This window comes from Pseudoxanthomonas sp. JBR18 (genome assembly GCF_028198165.1).
Classification (GTDB): Bacteria; Pseudomonadota; Gammaproteobacteria; order Xanthomonadales; family Xanthomonadaceae; genus Pseudoxanthomonas_A.
Map to the genome: position 1 here is coordinate 3716170 of NZ_CP116339.1, position 17720 is coordinate 3733889.

19 protein-coding genes are annotated in these 17720 nt (G+C 67.2%); 1 reads left to right on the forward strand and 18 read right to left on the reverse strand.

Going from position 1 to position 17720, the window contains the following annotated elements:
• Positions 1-26: 26 nt before the first annotated feature.
• The 18 genes from PJ250_RS16850 to PJ250_RS16935 form a co-directional block, all read right to left on the reverse strand.
• Positions 27-659 carry a response regulator transcription factor gene (locus PJ250_RS16850; protein WP_271645740.1) on the reverse strand — a complete coding sequence of 211 codons (633 nt, stop codon included), beginning with the start codon at positions 657-659 and terminating at the stop codon, positions 27-29.
• A 135-nt stretch (positions 660-794) separates the two neighbouring features.
• A complete protein-coding gene (locus PJ250_RS16855) occupies positions 795-1370 on the reverse strand; it encodes a PilZ domain-containing protein (protein ID WP_271645741.1) in 576 nt (191 codons plus the stop codon).
• Positions 1370-1675, reverse strand: a complete 306-nt coding sequence (locus PJ250_RS16860) for a hypothetical protein (protein WP_271645742.1) — start codon at positions 1673-1675, stop codon at positions 1370-1372. The genes PJ250_RS16855 and PJ250_RS16860 overlap by 1 nt, the downstream gene beginning before the upstream one ends.
• Complete coding sequence (fliS, locus tag PJ250_RS16865) at positions 1672-2085, reverse strand: flagellar export chaperone FliS (RefSeq protein ID WP_271645743.1); 414 nt, start codon at positions 2083-2085, stop codon at positions 1672-1674. The genes PJ250_RS16860 and fliS overlap by 4 nt, the downstream gene beginning before the upstream one ends.
• Positions 2086-2233: 148 nt before the next feature.
• Complete coding sequence (gene fliD / locus PJ250_RS16870; RefSeq protein WP_271645744.1) at positions 2234-3565, reverse strand: flagellar filament capping protein FliD; 1332 nt, start codon at positions 3563-3565, stop codon at positions 2234-2236.
• 207 nt (positions 3566-3772) lie between these two features.
• Entirely contained in the window at positions 3773-4993 is a 1221-nt protein-coding gene (locus PJ250_RS16875) for a flagellin (RefSeq protein WP_271645745.1), read from the reverse strand.
• 331 nt (positions 4994-5324) lie between these two features.
• Positions 5325-6530, reverse strand: a complete 1206-nt coding sequence (flgL, locus tag PJ250_RS16880; RefSeq protein WP_271645746.1) for a flagellar hook-associated protein FlgL — start codon at positions 6528-6530, stop codon at positions 5325-5327.
• Complete coding sequence (gene flgK / locus PJ250_RS16885) at positions 6527-8401, reverse strand: flagellar hook-associated protein FlgK (protein WP_271645747.1); 1875 nt, start codon at positions 8399-8401, stop codon at positions 6527-6529. The genes flgL and flgK overlap by 4 nt, the downstream gene beginning before the upstream one ends.
• 9 nt (positions 8402-8410) lie before the next feature.
• Entirely contained in the window at positions 8411-9529 is a 1119-nt protein-coding gene (flgJ, locus tag PJ250_RS16890; RefSeq protein ID WP_271645748.1) for a flagellar assembly peptidoglycan hydrolase FlgJ, read from the reverse strand.
• 1 nt (position 9530) lies between these two features.
• Entirely contained in the window at positions 9531-10649 is a 1119-nt protein-coding gene (locus PJ250_RS16895; protein WP_271645749.1) for a flagellar basal body P-ring protein FlgI, read from the reverse strand.
• A gap of 11 nt (positions 10650-10660) precedes the next feature.
• Positions 10661-11350 (reverse strand): flagellar basal body L-ring protein FlgH, encoded by a 690-nt coding sequence (flgH, locus tag PJ250_RS16900; RefSeq protein WP_271645750.1) that lies wholly within the window; start codon positions 11348-11350, stop codon positions 10661-10663.
• 22 nt (positions 11351-11372) lie between these two features.
• Positions 11373-12158: a flagellar basal-body rod protein FlgG gene (gene flgG, locus PJ250_RS16905; RefSeq protein ID WP_271645751.1), complete on the reverse strand. Its 786-nt coding sequence runs from the start codon at positions 12156-12158 to the stop codon at positions 11373-11375.
• 103 nt (positions 12159-12261) lie between these two features.
• Entirely contained in the window at positions 12262-13017 is a 756-nt protein-coding gene (locus tag PJ250_RS16910) for a flagellar basal-body rod protein FlgF (protein ID WP_271645752.1), read from the reverse strand.
• A 38-nt stretch (positions 13018-13055) separates the two neighbouring features.
• Complete coding sequence (gene flgE, locus PJ250_RS16915) at positions 13056-14279, reverse strand: flagellar hook protein FlgE (protein ID WP_271645754.1); 1224 nt, start codon at positions 14277-14279, stop codon at positions 13056-13058.
• Positions 14280-14306: 27 nt separating this feature from the next.
• Entirely contained in the window at positions 14307-14984 is a 678-nt protein-coding gene (locus tag PJ250_RS16920) for a flagellar hook capping FlgD N-terminal domain-containing protein (protein ID WP_271645755.1), read from the reverse strand.
• A gap of 39 nt (positions 14985-15023) precedes the next feature.
• A complete protein-coding gene (flgC, locus tag PJ250_RS16925) occupies positions 15024-15431 on the reverse strand; it encodes a flagellar basal body rod protein FlgC (RefSeq protein ID WP_271645756.1) in 408 nt (135 codons plus the stop codon).
• Between the two features lie 3 nt (positions 15432-15434).
• The gene (flgB, locus tag PJ250_RS16930; protein WP_271645757.1) at positions 15435-15839 is read right to left on the reverse strand and encodes a flagellar basal body rod protein FlgB; all 405 of its coding nucleotides are present in this window, start codon (positions 15837-15839) and stop codon (positions 15435-15437) included.
• A 123-nt stretch (positions 15840-15962) separates the two neighbouring features.
• The gene (locus tag PJ250_RS16935) at positions 15963-16913 is read right to left on the reverse strand and encodes a chemotaxis protein (RefSeq protein WP_271648683.1); all 951 of its coding nucleotides are present in this window, start codon (positions 16911-16913) and stop codon (positions 15963-15965) included.
• A gap of 115 nt (positions 16914-17028) precedes the next feature.
• Between PJ250_RS16935 and flgA the strand changes: the two genes are divergently transcribed.
• Positions 17029-17676, forward strand: a complete 648-nt coding sequence (gene flgA, locus PJ250_RS16940) for a flagellar basal body P-ring formation chaperone FlgA (protein ID WP_271645759.1) — start codon at positions 17029-17031, stop codon at positions 17674-17676.
• Positions 17677-17720: the final 44 nt, after the last annotated feature.

Consider the following 17720-nt stretch of genomic DNA (forward strand, 5'->3'; position numbering starts at 1 on the left):
CTCCGTTCCGGAGCGTTTGTGCCGCCTCAGCCAAGTTCGGCCAAGTGCTTGGCTGCCAGCAGGAGCAGGTCGTTGGCGCGTCGACAGCCCAGTGATTCCATCATCCGGGCCCGATGGGTCTCCACCGTCTTGATGCTGATGCCCAGGTCCGCGGCGATTTCCTTGGTGCTCTGGCCGCGGCCGATCTCACGCAGGATCTGGCGCTGACGCGGCGGCAGTGCGGCGACCCCTTGGAGCTTCTCGCGACCCAGCATCGGCGCCAGCATGCTGGAGGAGATCTGCGGACTGAGGAAGAGCTGCCCGGCAAAGGCCGCGCGCAGTGCCAGTTCAAGCTCGAGCGGTGCGGCATCCTTGACGATGAAGCCGGCCGCGCCACGGTCCAGTGCCTCGCGCACGTGGACCGGATCGTCGTACATGGACATCATCACCACACGCGTGCGCGGCATGGCGCGCAGGATGTCGCTCAAGGCATCCAGGCCACTGCGGCCCGGCAGGGACAGGTCCATGAGGACCACGTCGGGGCGATGCAGCAGGGTCATGTCCAGCGCGAGCTGGGCGGTGCTGGCCTCGGCGACGACGTCAATGTCGGCAAAGCCCTGCAGCAGGCGTGAAAGGCCGGCGCGGACAAGCGTGTGGTCATCAACAATGAGGATTCGCACGGGGGAATGCGCTGCGCCTGCGGATGACGCACCATAACGGAGCCGCCACGGCACGCCAACCTTGCAGGGTGAAGCGAAAGTCCACAGCGCCGGCGCGGGCTGGCCACGACGGCCGATACGCTGAGGTGCAGCGTGTTATCGCTCGCGGCGTGCTTCGGCGATCTGGCGACGGTGCAGGCGGAACAGGTGGCGCTCCAGCGCCGATTCCAGGCCCGGGCCCAATTCGCCAAATGCCAGCCAGACGAAGAAGCCACCGCTCCCGGTGGCGGCCTCGGCCAGGACGGTGACCGGCAGTTCGATCGGTTCGGGAAGCCAGTCGGAAGGCTGCAGGCAGACCACGCCGGCGGCGCCGGGTGCGGCACCGGTGCGCGCGCCCAGCTCCAGGCGGATGCCGCGGCGGGACCAGCGGACCGGGCGCAGGGCGGGGAAATCCTCGCCCTGGCGCACCAGCCGCCCGATGAGCGCCAGCAGCAGGTCGAGCTTGGCGTCCATGCGCTGCACCATCAAGGGCAGTTCGCCACGCTCCTCGGTACTGTCCTCGCTGCGCAGGTCCTCGATCTGGCCCAAGGCACGCAGCAGCGATTCGGCCGCGGCCTGGCGTCCGCCGCCACTGCCGGCGCGGAACTCGGCCGGCTGCAGCAGTTCGCAGCTCAAGGCATCGTCGAAGAGCTGCGATTCGGCCGGATGGTGGATGGCGATGCCTGAGTTCATTAAAGCCAGCCGCCCCGGGCATAGGCGCGCGCGGCGCGGGTCGCCTGGGACTGGGCGCGCATGAGTTCCAGGATCCGCGCCTGACGTTCACGCATGCGCCGGATCAGGTCGTATTGCATGGTGTTGAGCTGCTTCAGCTCGTCCCGCACCGCCTCCACGTCGGCGCCAGCGCAGTACGCGCGCAGGTGCTGGTCATGCTCGACAAGCATGTCCTTCATCTCGTCGAACTGGTCGTGCGCGAGCGCCGAGGCGAGCGCGGTGACCTGGGCCTGCAGTGACTGGACGGTGTGGGGCTGGAGGGTCATGCCGGTTCCGGGAATCCACGTTGGCCGGCCGGGATCGCATCCCAGGCCGAGTTGATCTCGCCGAGCAGCTCAAGGGCTTCCCCAAGCGCGGCCTCGTCGTTGTGCAGGTTGGCCTCGGTCAGCCGCTGCATCACGTATTCGTAGAGGGAGGACAGGTTGGTGGCGATCTCGCCGCCGGCCTCATGGTCCAGCGAGCCATTCAAGTGCCCCACGATCGCGCAGGCTTCGCCGATGGCCTTGCCCTTGCGGGCCTGGTCGCCCTGGGTCAGGCAGGCCTGTGCCAGGCGGATGCGCTGGCACGCACCGTTGAACAGCAGGGCGACCAGCTTGTGCGGATCGGCCTCGGTCACGCTGGTGGTGACGCCGACCTTGCGGTACTGCTCTGCGTATTGGCGACTTGAACCGTACATGGAGAACTCCTCGGGTGGTCCTGATCCCGTCCCGGGATCGCGTCGGCCGCCGCTGTGCTGGCCAAGCCCGAATGGACCGTGGTGGTGATGGTTGCCCAAGTTATCGGCCGCCAGCCCATGGGACTTGAGTGCTGGCGGCGCGCCGCACTCACGATTCCAGCAGGCTGCTCAGCGAACCGGCCGAGCTCTGCATCTGGGTGATCATGGTTTCCATCGCGGTGAACTGCGCGGTGTACTGGTTGCTGAGTTTGTCCATCCGCGCATCCAGCGCATCCATCTGGTCCGACAGGTCGGAGATCTGATCGTTGAGGCTGTTGGTGCGCATGACCAATGTGCCATTGGTCGAGTTGAGGTTGCTGTTGAGCATCGAGCTCAGGCCGGCGCTGTAGGTGCCGTCCTTGCCGAACATGTTCTTGGCCGCAAGCGGGTCGGCCGCTATGGCCGTATCGAGCGCGCTGGCGGAAAAGGACATCACGCCATCCTTGTCCAGGGTCAGGCCCAGCGCCTTGAGGTCGACCAGGTTTGCGCTGACCGAGCCACGCAGCTGCTGTTGCAGGCTGCGGATCAGCGAGTCGCCGGTGAGGGTGGAGGCGGTCTTGGTATCGGGGTTGTAGGCAGAGCTCGACTTGAGCAGGGTGTTGGTGGCGTTGTAGGCAGCGGCGAAGGCGGTCAGATTGCCCTTGAGGGCGCTGGTGTCCGAGGCGACGGTGAGGCTGAAATTGCTGCCCTCGGCGGCCTTGGTCAGGTTCAGGACCACGCCCGGCACCAGATCGGCCACCGTATTGCTGCTGGAGGTCCGCTCGAAGCCGTCCACCCGCACCACGGCGTCCTTGGCCGCGATCGTGGCGCTCAGGCCGCTGTTGCTGGTGCCGTCATAGGTCAGCCCGGCCAGACCGGTCGAATCGGCCGAGGCGGTCACGGTGAGGGCGCCGGCCTCCCCGGTATTGGTGGAGCTGAAGACCAGGTGCTGGCCGTCATCGGCGGTGACCACGCTGGCGGTGACGCCGACGCCGCCAGCGGCCTTGTTCACTGCCGCGGCGATGGTGGCCAGGGTGTCGTCGGCGCCGATGGTGACCTCGATGGTCTTGTCATCTCCGTAGCTGAAGGTCAGCGTCCCGCTGCCTACCGTGGCCCCACTTGCATAGGCGCCCGAGGACAGCTTCTGTGCGGTGGCCAACTGGACCACCTCGACGCTATAGCTGCCGGTGGCCGAGTTGCTGGTCGTGGTCGCGGTGAATCCTGCGTCGGCCTGCACCGTGGCTTTGTAGGCGGTCGTGTCAGCGCTGCTGATGACCTTGTTCAGCGCGCTCTGCAGCGTGGTCATGCTGCTCTTGACCTGGCCGATGGCGCTCAGCTTGGCGGTTGCCGCGCTCCCCGCGCTGTTGATCCGGGTCGCAGCGGGGGTCCGGGCGGCGGTGACCAGTTGACTGACCAGGGACGGGATGTCCAGCCCGGAACCGGTGACGGAGGAAGTGGCCATGTGTGGTCTACCTTGGGCTGTGAGACGGCGGCGCGGAGGTGGAGAGGTGCATTGCGGGTATCGGCCGGCGAGGGCCAGTCTTTAACGCAGCGGTGCTGCGGGTGTAATGCAATTTCCATGCCGGAATCGGCGTCAAACAAAAGAAGGCCCCTCCTGGGAGGGGCCTTTGCTTGCCTGGTGCGCCGGGGATGACCGGCGTGCCGCTGCTTACTGCAGCAGGCTCAGGACGTTCTGCGGGACCGACTTGGCCTGGGCCAGCATCGCGGTACCGGCCTGCTGCAGGATCTGCGTGCGGGTCAGCTCGGCGGTTTCCTTCGCATAGTCGGCATCCTGGATGCGGCTACGCGAGGCGGTCAGGTTCTCCGAGGTCGAGCTCAGGTTGGCGATGGTGGAGGTGAAGCGGTTCTGGATCGCACCCATGTCGGCACGCGAGGAGTTCACCGCGGTCAGCGCCTTGTCGACGATTTCCATGGCCTTCTGCGCGCCAGTGAAGGTCGAGATGTCCAGGTCCTGCAGGTGCACGGCGCTGCCCGAGTTGCCCGAGACCGCGTAGGAGGCGGTGCCGAAGTCAGCACCCAGGGTCACGCCGGTGCCGCCGGTCAGGGTGCCGGTGTCGAAGGACGTGAAGTCCTGGCCGGCCTTCAGCGAGGAAATGGTCAGGTTGGCGCCCGTGCTGTCCAGGGTGGCGTACATGCCGGTCTGGTCCAGCTTGTCGTTGATGGCGGCGGCGATCTTCTTGTTGACCGCGGCGGCGTCGTCGCCCACGTCGACCTTGACGTCGGCCAGCTTGATGGTCTGGGCGGTGCCGCTGGCATCGTTGAACTTGATTTCCATGCCCTTGATGGTGCCCGAGGCCGTCGCGCCGCTGGCCGAGGTGGCGCCCGCGCCGCTGACGGCGTCGGCGAAGCTCGCCTTGCCCAGCGAATCGACGTTGGCGTCGACGATGCTGTTGATGCCGATCGTCTGGCCGGCGTCGGCGCCGACCTGGAACAGGGCGCCGGAGAAGTCACCGTTCAGCAGCTTGGTGCCGTTGAAGCTGGTCTGGTTGGCCACGCGGTCGATTTCCGACAGCAGCTGGCTGACTTCCGAGTTCAACGCCGAGCGGTCGGTGTCGGAGTTGGTGGCGTTAGCCGACTGCACCGACAGCTCACGGATGCGCTGCAGGTTGTTGCCGATCTCGACCATCGCGCCTTCGGCGGTCTGGGCCAGCGAGATGCCGTCGTTGGCGTTGCGCGAGGCAACGTCCAGGCCGCGGATCTGGGTGGTGAAGCGCTGGCTGATCGCCAGGCCGGCCGCGTCGTCCTTGGCGCTGTTGATGCGCAGGCCGGACGACAGACGCTGGATCGTCGTGGCCATGCTGGAGCTGGTGGTGTTCAGATTGCGCTGAGCGTTCAGCGACATCACGTTGGTGTTGATGACCTGTGCCATTTGATATCTCCTCTAAGCGATTTTTTCCGGCATGCGATTTGGCCGGAGCCTGTCGCAGGGGGGCCATCATTTGGCCGTTGCCGCTGCTGGTATAGATAACGGCGCTGTGTCAACAACCTTTAGAACTTTTCTTCCGAAAACCCTGGAAATTTCAGGGTATTTTCGCGGCCGACACAGGCGCGAACAGAGAGTTTCGGCCAGGGTCCGGCAAACTTTAGAGATTCGTCGGGATGAGGCGGCGATAGGGCAAGGTGGTTGTGGACCCCACACATGCAAGGCCCGGCGACGCGAAGCGTGCCGGGCCCGGAAGGCGTGGCGGGAGGGACGGGGCTTACCCGAGCTTGTTGAAGAGCGACATCGACTGCATCTGGGTAAAGAGGGTCTGCGCGGCCGACAGCGCGGATTGCTCGAGCTGGTACTCGCCGATGGCCTGTGCATAGTCCAGGTCGCGGATCGAGGACAGGGTGGTCTTGAGCGTGACTTCGTTGGCCGCGCGCACCTCGCCTGCGTCGTCGATGGCGGCAAGCTGGGCGCCGCCGGCGGCGCGGGCGTCGATCATCTTGGAGGAGGCCTGGCTGATGTCGCGCATCGAGGCCTGCAAGGTATTGGTCAGCGCCGCCTTGTCGCTGGCGGTCACCGGGTCGGAGCTCAGGGCCGTCACCAGATCGTCCAGGGTGGAGAAGACGTCCTTGTTGGTCGAGGCGCCAATCTGGAAGCTGTCGCCCGTCGCCGGCGCACCGTCGATGCGCATGTTCAATCCGCCGAAGCCGATCGACTCGCCCGCTGCGTAGGTCCCGGTCTTGACCACGTTGCCGCCATTGTCCAGGACCTCGTAGCTGTCGGCCGCCGTGAACGAGACGGTATAGCTGCCACCGTTCCAACTACCGGAAGAAGCATCGCGGCCATAGTCCAGCAGCAGCCCGGTGCCGGTGTTGCCGCCGGCGGCATGCGCGTCCACGGTGCCGTCGCCGGTGCGGATGCGCATGAAGATCTCGCTGCCAGGCAGGGTGTCGGAAATCTGCGTGTCGGCCGCCACTTCCACCTTGCGCTGGGTCTGGTCGCCGCTGTAGACCACCTGGCCGCCGACGATGGAAAACGGGGCGCTGTCGTCGGCGGTCCCGGCGAACAGATAGCGGCCGGCGCCATCGGTGCTGTTGGACAGGCTCAGCAGGCTGTCCTTGAGGGTCTTGATCTCCGAGGCGATCGCCTTGCGGTCGTCGGTGGTCATCGTGGCGTTGTTGGCCTCGATCACCAGTTCATTGACCCGGGACATGACCTCGCCGGCCGAGGACAAGGCGTTCTCCTGCAGTCCCAGGCGGTTCTGTACGGTGTTGGCGTTCTCGCCGAAGCGGGTCAGCTCGGCCAGGGCCCGGTCCAGGTTGACCGCCGTGCCCGAGGCGACCGGATCGTCGGCGGCGCTCACCAGCTTCTTGCCGGTGGCCAACTGCTCCTGCAGGTGTGACAGCTTGGCCTGCTTGCCCAGCATCTGGTTGACCGACTGGCTGTACATCATGCTGGTGGAGATGCGGGTGCTCATCGGATCGCACTCAGGATGGACTGAAACATGTTGTCGGCCGTGGAGATCAATTGTGAAGCGGCCTGGTAGGCCTGCTGCAGGCGCAGCATGTCGGCCGCTTCCTCGTCCAGGTTGACGCCGGAGATCGAATCGCGCGCATCCTGGGCGTTGGTGTTGATGGCTTCCTGCGCATCGGCGGCCAGGGAGGCCTGCCGTGCCGAGGAGCCGACAGCGGTCGTCAGGCCGGACACCGCGCCGTTGAGGGTGATCGTCTTGCCGTTGAAGGCCTTCGCGTCATCCAGGTTGGACAGGATCAACGCGTTGCCGTTGTTGCTGGAGCCGGCACCGGTCGGGCCGACGGTGAACGCGTCGCCGGCCACCGGCGCGCCATCCAGGGTCAGACTCCAGCCGTTGGCGCTGATGGTCTGGCCGGCGGTATAGGCGTAGGGGCCGGCGCCGTCGATCGTGAACTGGTTGGCATCGATGAAGCTGATGCTGGCCGGCGTCAGCAGATTGGCGTTGCCCGCATCGGTGACGGTCATGCGGCTGGCCACGCCCGTGCCCAGGTTGGCCAGGTCCGAGGACACGCTGACCGGGGTCGCCGCGGCGATGCGCGAGGGGTCGTTGATGGCCACCGACAGTCCGGTGACCGCCGTGGCCGTGGGCTGCAGCAGGAACTTGTCGCCCGCTGCGGCGGCGCCGGACAGCTGCAGCGCCACGCCATTGACCATGAACGGATCGGCGGCGGTGCCGCTGCCGGTCATGGCCACGTTGGCGCCGGTATCGGCGCGGCTGGCGCTCCAGTTGGTGCCGTCGAACTTCAGCAGCAGGTTCTGCCCGTCGAGCTTGCTCAGGTCCTGGACGCTGGCGCTGAAGCTGGCCGTGCCGGTGTTGGCGCTGTTGCCGGTCACCGATGGGGCGGGCAGGTTGAAGAAGTCGCCGCCCAGGTTGCCGTACAGGTCGACACCGGCGTGGTGCTGCTGGTTGTAGGTGACCGCCAGGCCGGTGGCGATGCGGCCCAGCTCAGCCGTGGTCGGCTCCAGCACGGAGCTGCGGAACTCCAGCAGGCCGCCGATCTGCCCGCCCATGGAGCTGCTTCCCAGAGTGACGGTGTTGCCCTGGGTCTTGATGGCGACCTGCAGCTTGCCCGGCTGGTAGGGGTCGGCAACGGTGGTCAGGGTCGCGGCGCTGGTGCCCACGACCATGGCCTGGCCGCCCGCGGTGTAGACGTTGATCGCACCGCCGTCCTGGCTGACCGCCGTTCCGCCGGTGTAGCCGACCAGCTCCTTGATCAGCTGGTCGCGCTGGTCGAGCAGATCCGGGGCGGCGCTGGCGGCGTTGCTGCCGATCTTGCCGTTGAGCTTGGCGATCTCGCTGGCCAGGCGGTTGGCTTCGTTGGTGGTGGAGAGCAGCCCGTTGTTGACCTCGGTATTGAGCGAGTCCAACTGGCCGTTGAGCTGCTTGAAGCGGGTCACCAGCGCGTTGGCGTTGTCCAACACGTTCTGTCGGTTGGCCGTGCCGGCCGCCTCCGAGGACAACCCGGTCACCGCGTCGAAGAAATTGGACCACTGGCCGGCGATGTTGGTGGCCGAATCGGAGAACAGCGTGTCCACGCGGTCCGAGAGCGATGACAGCTGCTGCAGGCGCGCCAGCTCGCCGGTGCTGTCCAGCAGGCGGGAGGTGGCCAACTGGTCGCCCACGCGGGCGATATCGGTGATCTGGGTGCCGTTGCCGATGTACTGCGACCCAAACAGGGTCGGCGTCTGGGTGGCGAAGGACACCTTCTGCCGGCTATAGCCCTCGGTGTTGATGTTGGCCACGTTGTGGCTGACCGTGGCCAACGCTCGCTGAAAGGCGAGCAGGGCACTGGTGCCGGTGGACATGACGGACATGGCGGGCCTTTAGCGCAGAAGGGGGGTGGAGCCGGTGGCGGCAAATACGCGCTCGATGCCGCCCATGGCCGCGTTGCTGATGGCCTCCACCGCGCGACCGATGGTCGGGCCGCCGGCGATCGCGGCGATCTTGGCCGCGTAGGACGGGTCGGTGGCGTAGCCGGCGCGCTGCAGACCCTGGGCGAAGCCCTTGATGTCGGTGCCGGCCTTGAGCGCATGCTGGTAGCGCGGATTGTTCTTCAGCAGCCGCACGTAGTCGGCGAAGCTGGCCTCGGCCGAGTCGTAGGCGCGGAAAGCGGCGGTCTCGGTGGTCTTGACCCCGTTGACGTATTCGTGGGTGCCGGTGGTGACGCTCTCGCCGCTCCAACCGATGGCCTTGATGCCGAACAGGTTGTTGGAATCGCTGCCGTTGCCGCGCGAGATGCCCTTGCGGCCCCAGCCGGTTTCCAGCGCCGCCTGAGCGACCAGCGCGCGCGGGTCCACGCCCAGTTCGCTGGCTGCCTTCTTGGCATGGGTCCAGATCTTGGCCACGAAGCCTTCGGGGGTGCGCTCGCCCAGTTCGGCGACCGCGGCGCTGGCCGCCTTGCGGGTTGCCGCCAACTCGGCGCTGTCGGCCGCGTTGACGCCGCTCCAGCGGTCGTCGCCGGAAGCCCAGGTCGTGTCGACGCCCTCGTTGCCGGGGTTGCTGGACGTGGTGCCCGCCGGACGCCCGGCGATCATGTCCAGCAGCTGGTCCATCGGCGACTGGGTGGCGGTGGGCTGGATCTGCGACACCTGGCGCTCGCCGGCGACCAGCGAATAGGCCTTGGCCGCCTGCTTGCCGACCAGCGAGGTGTCGGTGGCCGGGGCGTCGGCCTTGTCGCCACCGCCCAGCTGGCGGGCGATGATCGCCTGCAGGCCCAGTCCCTTGCCTTCGGTCATGGACTTGGCCAGCTGCTGGTCGTACATGTCGCGGAAGGTCTGGTTTTCGCCAGGGAACAGCGAATCGCCGAAGCTCGCATCGCGCATGCTCTTGACCAGCATCTGCGCGAACTGGCCCTCGAGCTGGCGCGAAACCTGCTCGATCTTGGCCGGGTCCTTGGCCGTGTTGACGGCCTGCAGGTCGATGGAAGCGGCGGAGATGCGCATGTCAGATCACCTCGAGCTCCGCGCTCAGTGCGCCGGCCTGCTTCAGGGCTTCCAGGATCGCGATCAGGTCGCCGGGGGCGGCGCCGACCTCGTTGACCGCGCGCACGATCTGGTCGAGCGTGGTGCCGCCCTCGAACTTGAACATGCGGCTGCCTTCGCTGGTCGCGGTGATCGTGGACTGCGGCGCGGCCACGGTCTGCCCGTTGGAGAACGCGCCGGGCTGGCTGACGCTGGTGCCTTCGGTGATGCTGACCGTCAGCGAGCCATGCGAGATGGCGGCCGGGCTGACCCGCACCTGCGAGCCGATGACCACCGTGCCGGTCCGCGCGTTCACCACGACCTTGGCCGGGGCCACGCCCGGGGAAACTTCGAGGTTCTCGATCCGCGCCAGCAGGCCGATGCGCGCGCTCGGGTCGGTCGGCGAGCGCACGGACACCGTGCCGCCGTCCACGGCCTGGGCGGCGCCCGGGCCGAAGGCGCTGTCCAGCGCGGCCACCATGCGCGAGACAGTGGTGAAATCGTTCTGGTGCAGGTTGAGGGTGATCTGGTCGCTGGCGCCGAACACATCCGGCAGGGCGCGCTCGACCGTGGCGCCATTGGGGATGCGGCCCACGCTGGGCACGTTGACCGAGATGCGCGAACCATCCTTGCCCTGCGCGCCGAAGCCGCCGACGATCAGGCTGCCCTGGGCGATCGCGTAGACCTGCCCGTCGGCGCCCTTCAACGGCGCCATCAGCAGCGAACCGCCGCGCAGGGACACGGCGTTGCCGATGGAGGACACGGTCACGTCGATGGGCTGGCCGGGCTTGGCGAACGGCGGCAGCTCGGCCTGGATGGCCACGGCGGCGACGTTCTTCAACTGTGGGTTGACGTTGGCCGGCACGTTGACGCCCAGCTCGCCGAGCATGTTCTTCAGGCTCTGCACGGTGAAGGGCGCCTGGCTGGTGCGGTCGCCGCTGTTGTCCAGGCCCACCACCAGGCCGTAGCCGACCAGCTGGTTGTTGCGCACGCCACCGACCTGGGCCAGGTCCTTGATGCGTTCGGCATGGGCCGGCGCGGCCAGCGCGCAGGCGGCCACGACCAGGGCGAGCAGACGGCAGGGCAGGGAAGACAGGTTCATAACGCGGCGGCTCAGTAGGGCGACAGGCGCGAATTGAAGAAGCGGCTCAGCCAGCCCATCGCGTTGGACTGGGCGACCGCGCCGCGACCGCCGTAGGCGATGCGGGCCTCGGCGACCTTGCTGGAGGGGATGGTGTTGTCCGGGGCGATGTCGGCGGCGCGGACGATGCCCTGCACCTGGACCAGTTCGTCGCCCTGGTTCAGGCGCATGTTCTTCTGGCCCTGGACCACCAGGTTGCCGTTGGCCAGGCGCTGGACCACGGTCACCGTGATGCTGCCCTGCATCTTGTTGCTCTGGGCGGTGTTGCCCTTGCCGGCGAAGCTGCGATCGCCGGCGGTGTTGTTGTTGAGGATGCCCAGCCCGCCCACGCTCAGCGGTGCGCCCAGCAGGGTGGGATTGGTCATGTCGACCGAGTCGGACTTGGTGATGGCCGTATTGGCGGTGGAGGAGGCGGTGGTGCTTTCCACCAGGGTGATCGTCAGCAGGTCGCCCACGTCGCGGGCGCGACGATCGCCGTAGAGGTTCAGGCCCGGACCGGCGGCGTAGATCGCCCCGGCGCTGGGCTGGGCGACCGGCATGGCCACCGGCACGATCGGTGCCATCGGCGCGTAGGGGCGCACATCGCCGGCGGCCACGCAGCCGGAAAGCAGCGCGCTGGCGGTCACGGCGAGGACCACGGCAAGGGAGGATGGACGGATCATGGCAGGAGGTCCTGGCAGCGCCTTAGACGTTGTTGTTGAGGTAACCGAGCATCGAGTCGGTGGTGGAGATGGCCTTGGCGTTCATTTCGTAGGCGCGCTGGGTCTCGATCATGCTGACCAGCTCCTCGACCACGTTGACGTTGCTGCCTTCCAGGGCGCCCTGCACGGTGGTGCCCAGGCCGTTGAGGCCCGGAGCGCCGTTCTGGGCCGGGCCCGAGGCGGTGGTTTCGGCGTAGAGGTTCTCGCCCTTGGCCTGCAGGCCGGCGGGATTGATGAAGTCGGTCAGGGTCAGCGAGCCCACTTCCAGGGCCTGGGCCGAATCGGCCATCTGCACGGTGATCGTGCCGTCGTTGCCGATGGTCAGCGACTGGGCGCCTTCGGGGATCTGGATGCCTGGCTGCACCGGATAGCCGGAGTTGGTGACCAGTTCGCCCTGCGAGTTGATCTGGAAGCTGCCGTCGCGGGTGTAGGCCGAGCTGCCGTCGGGCATCAGGACCTCGAAGAAGCCGCGGCCATTGACCATCACGTCCAGGGCGCGGCCGGTCTGCTGCTGGTTGCCCTGTTCGAAATCCTTGGAGGTGGACACCACGCGCACACCGGTGCCCAGCTGCAGGCCCGAGGGGAGCTGGGTCTGGGCCGAGGTCGAACCGCCGGGCTGGCGCACCTGCTGGTACAGCAGATCCTCGAAGCTGGCGCGGTCGCGCTTGAAGCCGGTGGTGCTGGTGTTGGCCAGGTTGTTGGAGACGACCGACATGCGCGTCTGCTGCGCATCCAGTCCGGTCTTGGCGACCCACAAAGCCTGATTCATGACCCGATTCCTCTCAGTGATGGCCCCGCGTCTGGCGCCGGGCAATGAACCTGATGCACGCGCCGTGCCAGAACAGGCGACGGCTTTCCGGCGGGCCGCGGCCTTAGCCGCTCAGGCGCAGCAGGGTGTTGGCGGACTGCGCGTTGTCATCGCCATGCTTGATGACCTTGACCTGCATCTCGAACTGGCGCTGCAGCTGGATCATCTGCACCAGGGCGCCGGCGGCGTCGACGTTGCTGCCTTCCAGCACGCCGCTGTTGAGGGTCTTGCCCGGCGCCTGGGCGAAGGCCTGGGCCGGATCGGTGCTGACATTGCGCATCAGTCCGTCCAGGCCGCGGGTCAGGCGCTCGGGCGTGGCTTCCACGACCTTCATCTGGCCCACGATGGTCATCGTGGCCGGGCCTTCGCCCTGCGGGATGATCGAGATCGTGCCGTCGTTGCCGATTTCCAGCGACTGGTGCGGCGGGATCGTCATCGGATTGCCGTCCTGGTCCAGGACCGCGCGGCCGCTGGCGGTGACCAGTTGCCCGTTGGGCGTCAGGGCCAGCTCGCCGCCGCGGGTGTAGGCCTCGCTGCCGTCGGCCGACTGCACGGCCAGCCAGCGGTTGTCCAGGAACGAGACATCCAGCGGGTTGCCGGTGACCTGCTGGGAACCGACGTCGCGGTCGAAGCCCTGGTCCACATGCAGCGCATCGATGCGCGAGGGGTAGCCCGCACCGGGGATCTTGTAGGCCTCGGTGTTGGCCAGGGCCGCCTTGAAGCCGGCGGTGTCCACGTTGGCCAGGTTGTGCGAGACGGTGGCCTGCGCCTGCAGGGAGGCGCGGGCGCCGGTCATCGCGACATAAAGTGCCTTGTCCATGCGCTGCTCCGGATCGGATCAGCCGCCCAGGGCCATCATCAACGGATGTTGATGATGGTCTGGGTGACCTGGTCCTGGGTGGAAATCATCTGCGAATTGGCCTGGAAGTTGCGCTGGGCCACGATCATGTTGACCAGCTGTTCGGTCAGGTCCACGGTTGAGGACTCCAGGGCCCCGGACTGGATGTCGCCGAAGTCCGAGGTGCCCGGGGCACCGGAACGCGCGCCGCCCGAGGTGGAGCTCTCGGCCCAGATGTTGTCGCCCAGCGAGCTCAGGCCCTGCGGATTGACGAAGTTGGTGATCGCCACCTGGCCCAGCGCCTTGTCGGCGTTGTTGGAGTAGCGCGCGTAGACCACGCCGTCTGCGTCGATGCTGATCGAGTTGAGCTTGCCGCTGGCAAAGCCGTCCTGGCGCGCATCGCGCAGGGCGAAGGCCTCGCCGTACTGGGTCGAACCGGTGATGTCCAACGTCATGTTCAAGGTGCCGGCGCCGGTGCTGGGCGTGAACGTGCCCAGGGCGATGCGCCCATCGGCCGGGGTCACCAGCGCGCCGCTGTCGGAGAACTGCAGCGTGGACGCGGCGCCCACCGCGGTGCCGTCGACATAGTTGTAGACCTGCCATTCGTTCGGATTGGCGGTCTTGACGAAGTACGAGGTCTGGGTATGGGTCACGCCCAGCGAGTCGTAGACGGTGATGCCGCCGGTGGAGTGGTTGTAACTGTTGGCATCGGTCGGATCGAACGGGGTCACGCTCGGCCCGGAGGCGTTGCCGGGCAGGGTGACCATCAGGTTGGCGATGCTGGTCTGCTGCGGGGCGCTGTCGGTGGTGAGCAGCTGCAGGTCGGTCAGCGAGCCGACCGCGAACCCAGTGCCGTTGGCATTGGGTGGATACACCTGCAGGCGCGCACCCTGCGGATTGACCACATAGCCGTTGGCATCGGTCTGGAAATTACCGGCGCGCGAATAGACCTTGGCGCCGTTGACCGTCAGGGTGAAGAACCCTTCGCCGGAGATGGCCAGGTCCAGGTTGCGTCCGGTCGGATCGACGTTGCCCTGCGAGAACTGCTGGGCCACGTTGCTCACCCGCACGCCCGAGCCCACCGCGTTGCGCGCCAGGCCGTAGCCGGTGGAGGAGAACAGGTCGGCGAACTCGGCGCGCGACTCCTTGAAGCCGGTCGTGTTCACGTTGGCGATGTTGTTGGCGGTGACATTCAGGTCGGTGTTGGCCGCCTTGATGCCGGACAGCGAAGTGTTGAAACCCATGATGGACTCCTGTGTGGTTGTCCGGCGTCAGCTGACGCGGAGCACGTTGGCGAGCGGGGCGGTGCCCAGCCCGGTCAGATCGAGATAAATGCCGTCCGAGCCGACCGTCGCGCTTTCGACGGTCGCCTTGACGTAGGTGGACAGATCCGTGTCGGTCCCGCTGCTGTCGGTATAGGTGGCCGAGATGGAGTACTTGCCTGATGCCAGCCGCGTGCCATAGGCATCGGTGCCGTCCCAGTCGAAGGCCACCTCGCCGGCATCGCTGGCCTTGGCGGTGATCTGCTTGACCGCATTGCCGTTCGCGTCGGTGATGGTGAAGTTGACCGTGCCGGCGCCGGGCGCGGCGACCACGCCGGTGGCATGGCCGCCATCGGCCAGGGCCAGGTTGGGGGAGGGCACCAGCACCGAATGCCCGACCAGGGTCGAGGCACGCAGGATCTGGTCGGCCCCCAGCGAGCTGGAAAGGCCGGTGACGGTGGTGTTGAGGTCGCCGATGCCCTGCACGGTGGACAGCTGGGCCATCTGCGAGACCATCTGGCTGTTGTCCATCGGCTTGAGCGGGTCCTGGTGCTGGAGCTGCTCGGTCATCAGCTTGAGGAAGTCGGCCTGGCTGAGGGTGTCCGACTTGCTGGTCGACTTGCTGCTGCTGTTGGATGCGCCGGTCAGTCCCAGGCTGGAATAGACGTCGTTGGAAACGGTGCTCATGGGAAGGTCCTAGGACGGATGTGCGGGAAACGGGCGCGGCTAGCGGCCCATCGTGAGCGTGGCAAGGGCAAGCTCCTTGGCGGTGTTGAGCACCTCGACGCCGGCCTGGTAATTGCGCGAGGCCGAGATGAGGTTGACCATCTGCGAGACCGGATCGACGTCGGGCTGGTAGACGTAGCCGTCGGCATCGGCCAGCGGGTGGCCCGGCTCGTAGCGTTTGATCGGCGGGTCCTTGCTCTGGGAAATTTCCTTGACGTTGACCCCGGTCAGGCTCTTGTCCTGGGAATTGGTCACCGCCTGGAAGATCGGTTCGATCGGCTTGTAGGCGGCCTCGGCCGAGCCGGCCACCGAATCGGCGTTGGCCAGGTTGGAGGCAATGGTGCTCATGCGCACCGACTGGGCCTGCAGGGCGGAGCCGGCGACATCGAAGATGGGCAGGTTGCTCATGGCTTATTGCCCCGTGATCGCGGTGAGCATGGTGCGGACCTTGCCCTCGACAAAGCTCAGCGAGGCGCGGTATTCCAGCGCCGCGCGGCCGTAGGCGGCGCGTTCTGCGTCGGGATCGACCGTGTTGCCGTCCAGGCTGGGCTGGCTGGCTTCGCGGGTGAACTGGAAGGGGTTCAGCCCGTCGCCATTGCCGCCGATGGGAAAGTGGCGCGTGTCGGTAACCTCCAGCCCGCTACCGTCACGCTGGCCCTGTGCCGCGCGCATGGCCGCATCGAAATCCAGATCCTGGGCCTTGTAGCCCGGGGTATCGACGTTGCTGAGGTTGCTGGCGATCAGCTTCATCCGCTGCTCGCGCAGCGGCAGGGCGTCGCCACTGACGCCCAGGAAGGATGAGATCGGATTGGACATGACGCGCTCCCGCGATGTGGTGCAGGAGAGCGAGGCAAGAGCTGTGCCAGAACGCGGGGAGGGGCCTGCGTCGGATGTCCGGCGCGGATCGGCGACCGGGTTTGAGCCGTAACCCGGTTGGAATCAGGCCGCCTGGCTGGTGGCGACGGTGCGCAGGCGGGCCAGAACGTAGTCGGCCAGCTCATGGGGGCTGTACTTGGCCACGAAGGCATTGGCCCCCACACGCTCGACCATGGCGTTGTTGAACACCCCTGACAGCGAGGTGTGCAGCAACACGTACAGGTCCGCCAGCCCGGCGTGGCGCCGGATTTCCGTCGTCAGGGTGTAGCCGTCCATCGCCGGCATCTCGATATCGGAGATGACCATGGCGTAGCGATTGGCCGGGCGCTCGCCCGAGGCATGGATCTGCAAGAGGTGGTCCAGCGCCTGGCGGCCATCGGAGAGCAGGGTCGCGCCAACGCCCAGCTGGTCGAGCACGCTGCGGATCTGCTGGCGGGCCACGCGGGAGTCGTCCACGACCAGCACCTGCAGCTGCGGACCGTCCGGACCAAACGCCAGGGAGGGATCGATCCGGGCTTCCACGCGGGTCTGTGCGATGTCGGCCAGGACGCTTTCCACGTCGATGACCTGGATCAGCTCGCCCTGGAAACGCGTCACCGCGGTCAGGTACGTGGATTCGGCGCCGAGTTCCGGCGGCGGATGGATGTCCTCCACCGCGATGTTGACGATGCGCTCGACGCCGCTGACCAGGAAGCCCTGGACCGAGCGGTTGAATTCAGTGACCACCAGGTATCCAGGGGCCCGGTCGGCGTCCGGCTCGCGCTCGGGGTGGCCGATGGCCATGCCCAGGTCCAGGACCGGGACCGACCGGCCCCGCACGTCGGCCACGCCGGAGAACTGCATGGGCAGGCCGGGGACCTGGAACAGCTCCGGGCGCCGCAGCACTTCCTGCACCTTGAAGACGTTGACGCCAAAAAGCTGGCGCCCGCCCAGCCGGAACAGCAGCAGGGCCAGCCGGTTATGGCCCGCCAGGCGGGTGCTCTGTTCGATGCGGTTGAGCAGATCGTGCGACATGGCGTTCATATCGGCCCCTGCGGGAACAAACTTGAGCGCGACAGTCGGGTTTGGCCGCGGGATTACGGCACGCCGCTTGCATCGGCCTGGCATGTTTCGCTTTAGGGCTGCCACGATGCGCCTGCTGCTCCTTATCACTGTTCTTATGGTGGCCGTGCCGGCCTGGGCATCGGATTTCCAGTCGATCGAATCGATCCGGGCCGCCGCCCTTTCCACGATCGGCCCGGACGCCGAGGCCGAGGCTACCCTGGACCCCGCCATGCGGATGCCAGCCTGTGGTGCGCCGCTGGAAGCCCACCCGACCGGCACGACGACCGTGGAAGTCAGCTGCCCGCGCGAGGCGGGCTGGCGCCTGTTCGTGCCGGTGAAGATCCGGCGCCTGCAGCATGTGCTGGTCCTGGCCCGGGGCGTGGCTGCTGGAGAAACGCTGGGGCCGGCCGATATCGTGTCCGAGACCCGCGACGCCGCCCGGATCGTGGGCGCGCCGCTGCACACCCTGGACGACGCGGTGGGCAAGGTGGCCCGGCGCACGTTGCCGGCTGGCAGCCTCCTGTCGGGCAGTGACCTGGTCTCGCCGCGGCTGATCCGCCGGGGTGACAATGTCGCCCTGGTCGCCCGCAATGGCGGCCTGGAAGTGCGGATGGCCGGGCGCGCCCTGCAGGATGCCGGGCAGGACGACCGGGTCAGCGTGGAGAACCTCTCCTCGCATCGGATCGTGCAGGGAACGGTGGCGCAGAACGGGGATGTCGTGGTCAGTCGCTGAAACCCCTAAAGTTTGTCCAGGCGACGCCGTTATCCCTATCGAAC

Coding starts and splice junctions, on each gene's coding strand:
- PJ250_RS16855 (WP_271645741.1), bottom strand. CDS start 1,370: ATGAACTCAGGCATCGCCATCCACCATCCGGCCGAATCGCAGCTCTTC.
- PJ250_RS16860 (WP_271645742.1), bottom strand. CDS start 1,675: ATGACCCTCCAGCCCCACACCGTCCAGTCACTGCAGGCCCAGGTCACC.
- fliS (WP_271645743.1), bottom strand. CDS start 2,085: ATGTACGGTTCAAGTCGCCAATACGCAGAGCAGTACCGCAAGGTCGGC.
- fliD (WP_271645744.1), bottom strand. CDS start 3,565: ATGGCCACTTCCTCCGTCACCGGTTCCGGGCTGGACATCCCGTCCCTG.
- PJ250_RS16875 (WP_271645745.1), bottom strand. CDS start 4,993: ATGGCACAGGTCATCAACACCAACGTGATGTCGCTGAACGCTCAGCGC.
- flgL (WP_271645746.1), bottom strand. CDS start 6,530: ATGAGCACCCGCATCTCCACCAGCATGATGTACAGCCAGTCGGTCAAC.
- flgK (WP_271645747.1), bottom strand. CDS start 8,401: ATGTCCGTCATGTCCACCGGCACCAGTGCCCTGCTCGCCTTTCAGCGA.
- flgJ (WP_271645748.1), bottom strand. CDS start 9,529: ATGCGCATCTCCGCCGCTTCCATCGACCTGCAGGCCGTCAACACGGCC.
- PJ250_RS16895 (WP_271645749.1), bottom strand. CDS start 10,649: ATGAACCTGTCTTCCCTGCCCTGCCGTCTGCTCGCCCTGGTCGTGGCC.
- flgH (WP_271645750.1), bottom strand. CDS start 11,350: ATGATCCGTCCATCCTCCCTTGCCGTGGTCCTCGCCGTGACCGCCAGC.
- flgG (WP_271645751.1), bottom strand. CDS start 12,158: ATGAATCAGGCTTTGTGGGTCGCCAAGACCGGACTGGATGCGCAGCAG.
- PJ250_RS16910 (WP_271645752.1), bottom strand. CDS start 13,017: ATGGACAAGGCACTTTATGTCGCGATGACCGGCGCCCGCGCCTCCCTG.
- flgE (WP_271645754.1), bottom strand. CDS start 14,279: ATGGGTTTCAACACTTCGCTGTCCGGCATCAAGGCGGCCAACACCGAC.
- PJ250_RS16920 (WP_271645755.1), bottom strand. CDS start 14,984: ATGAGCACCGTTTCCAACGACGTCTATTCCAGCCTGGGACTGACCGGC.
- flgC (WP_271645756.1), bottom strand. CDS start 15,431: ATGAGCAACCTGCCCATCTTCGATGTCGCCGGCTCCGCCCTGCAGGCC.
- flgB (WP_271645757.1), bottom strand. CDS start 15,839: ATGTCCAATCCGATCTCATCCTTCCTGGGCGTCAGTGGCGACGCCCTG.
- PJ250_RS16935 (WP_271648683.1), bottom strand. CDS start 16,913: ATGTCGCACGATCTGCTCAACCGCATCGAACAGAGCACCCGCCTGGCG.
- flgA (WP_271645759.1), top strand. CDS start 17,029: ATGCGCCTGCTGCTCCTTATCACTGTTCTTATGGTGGCCGTGCCGGCC.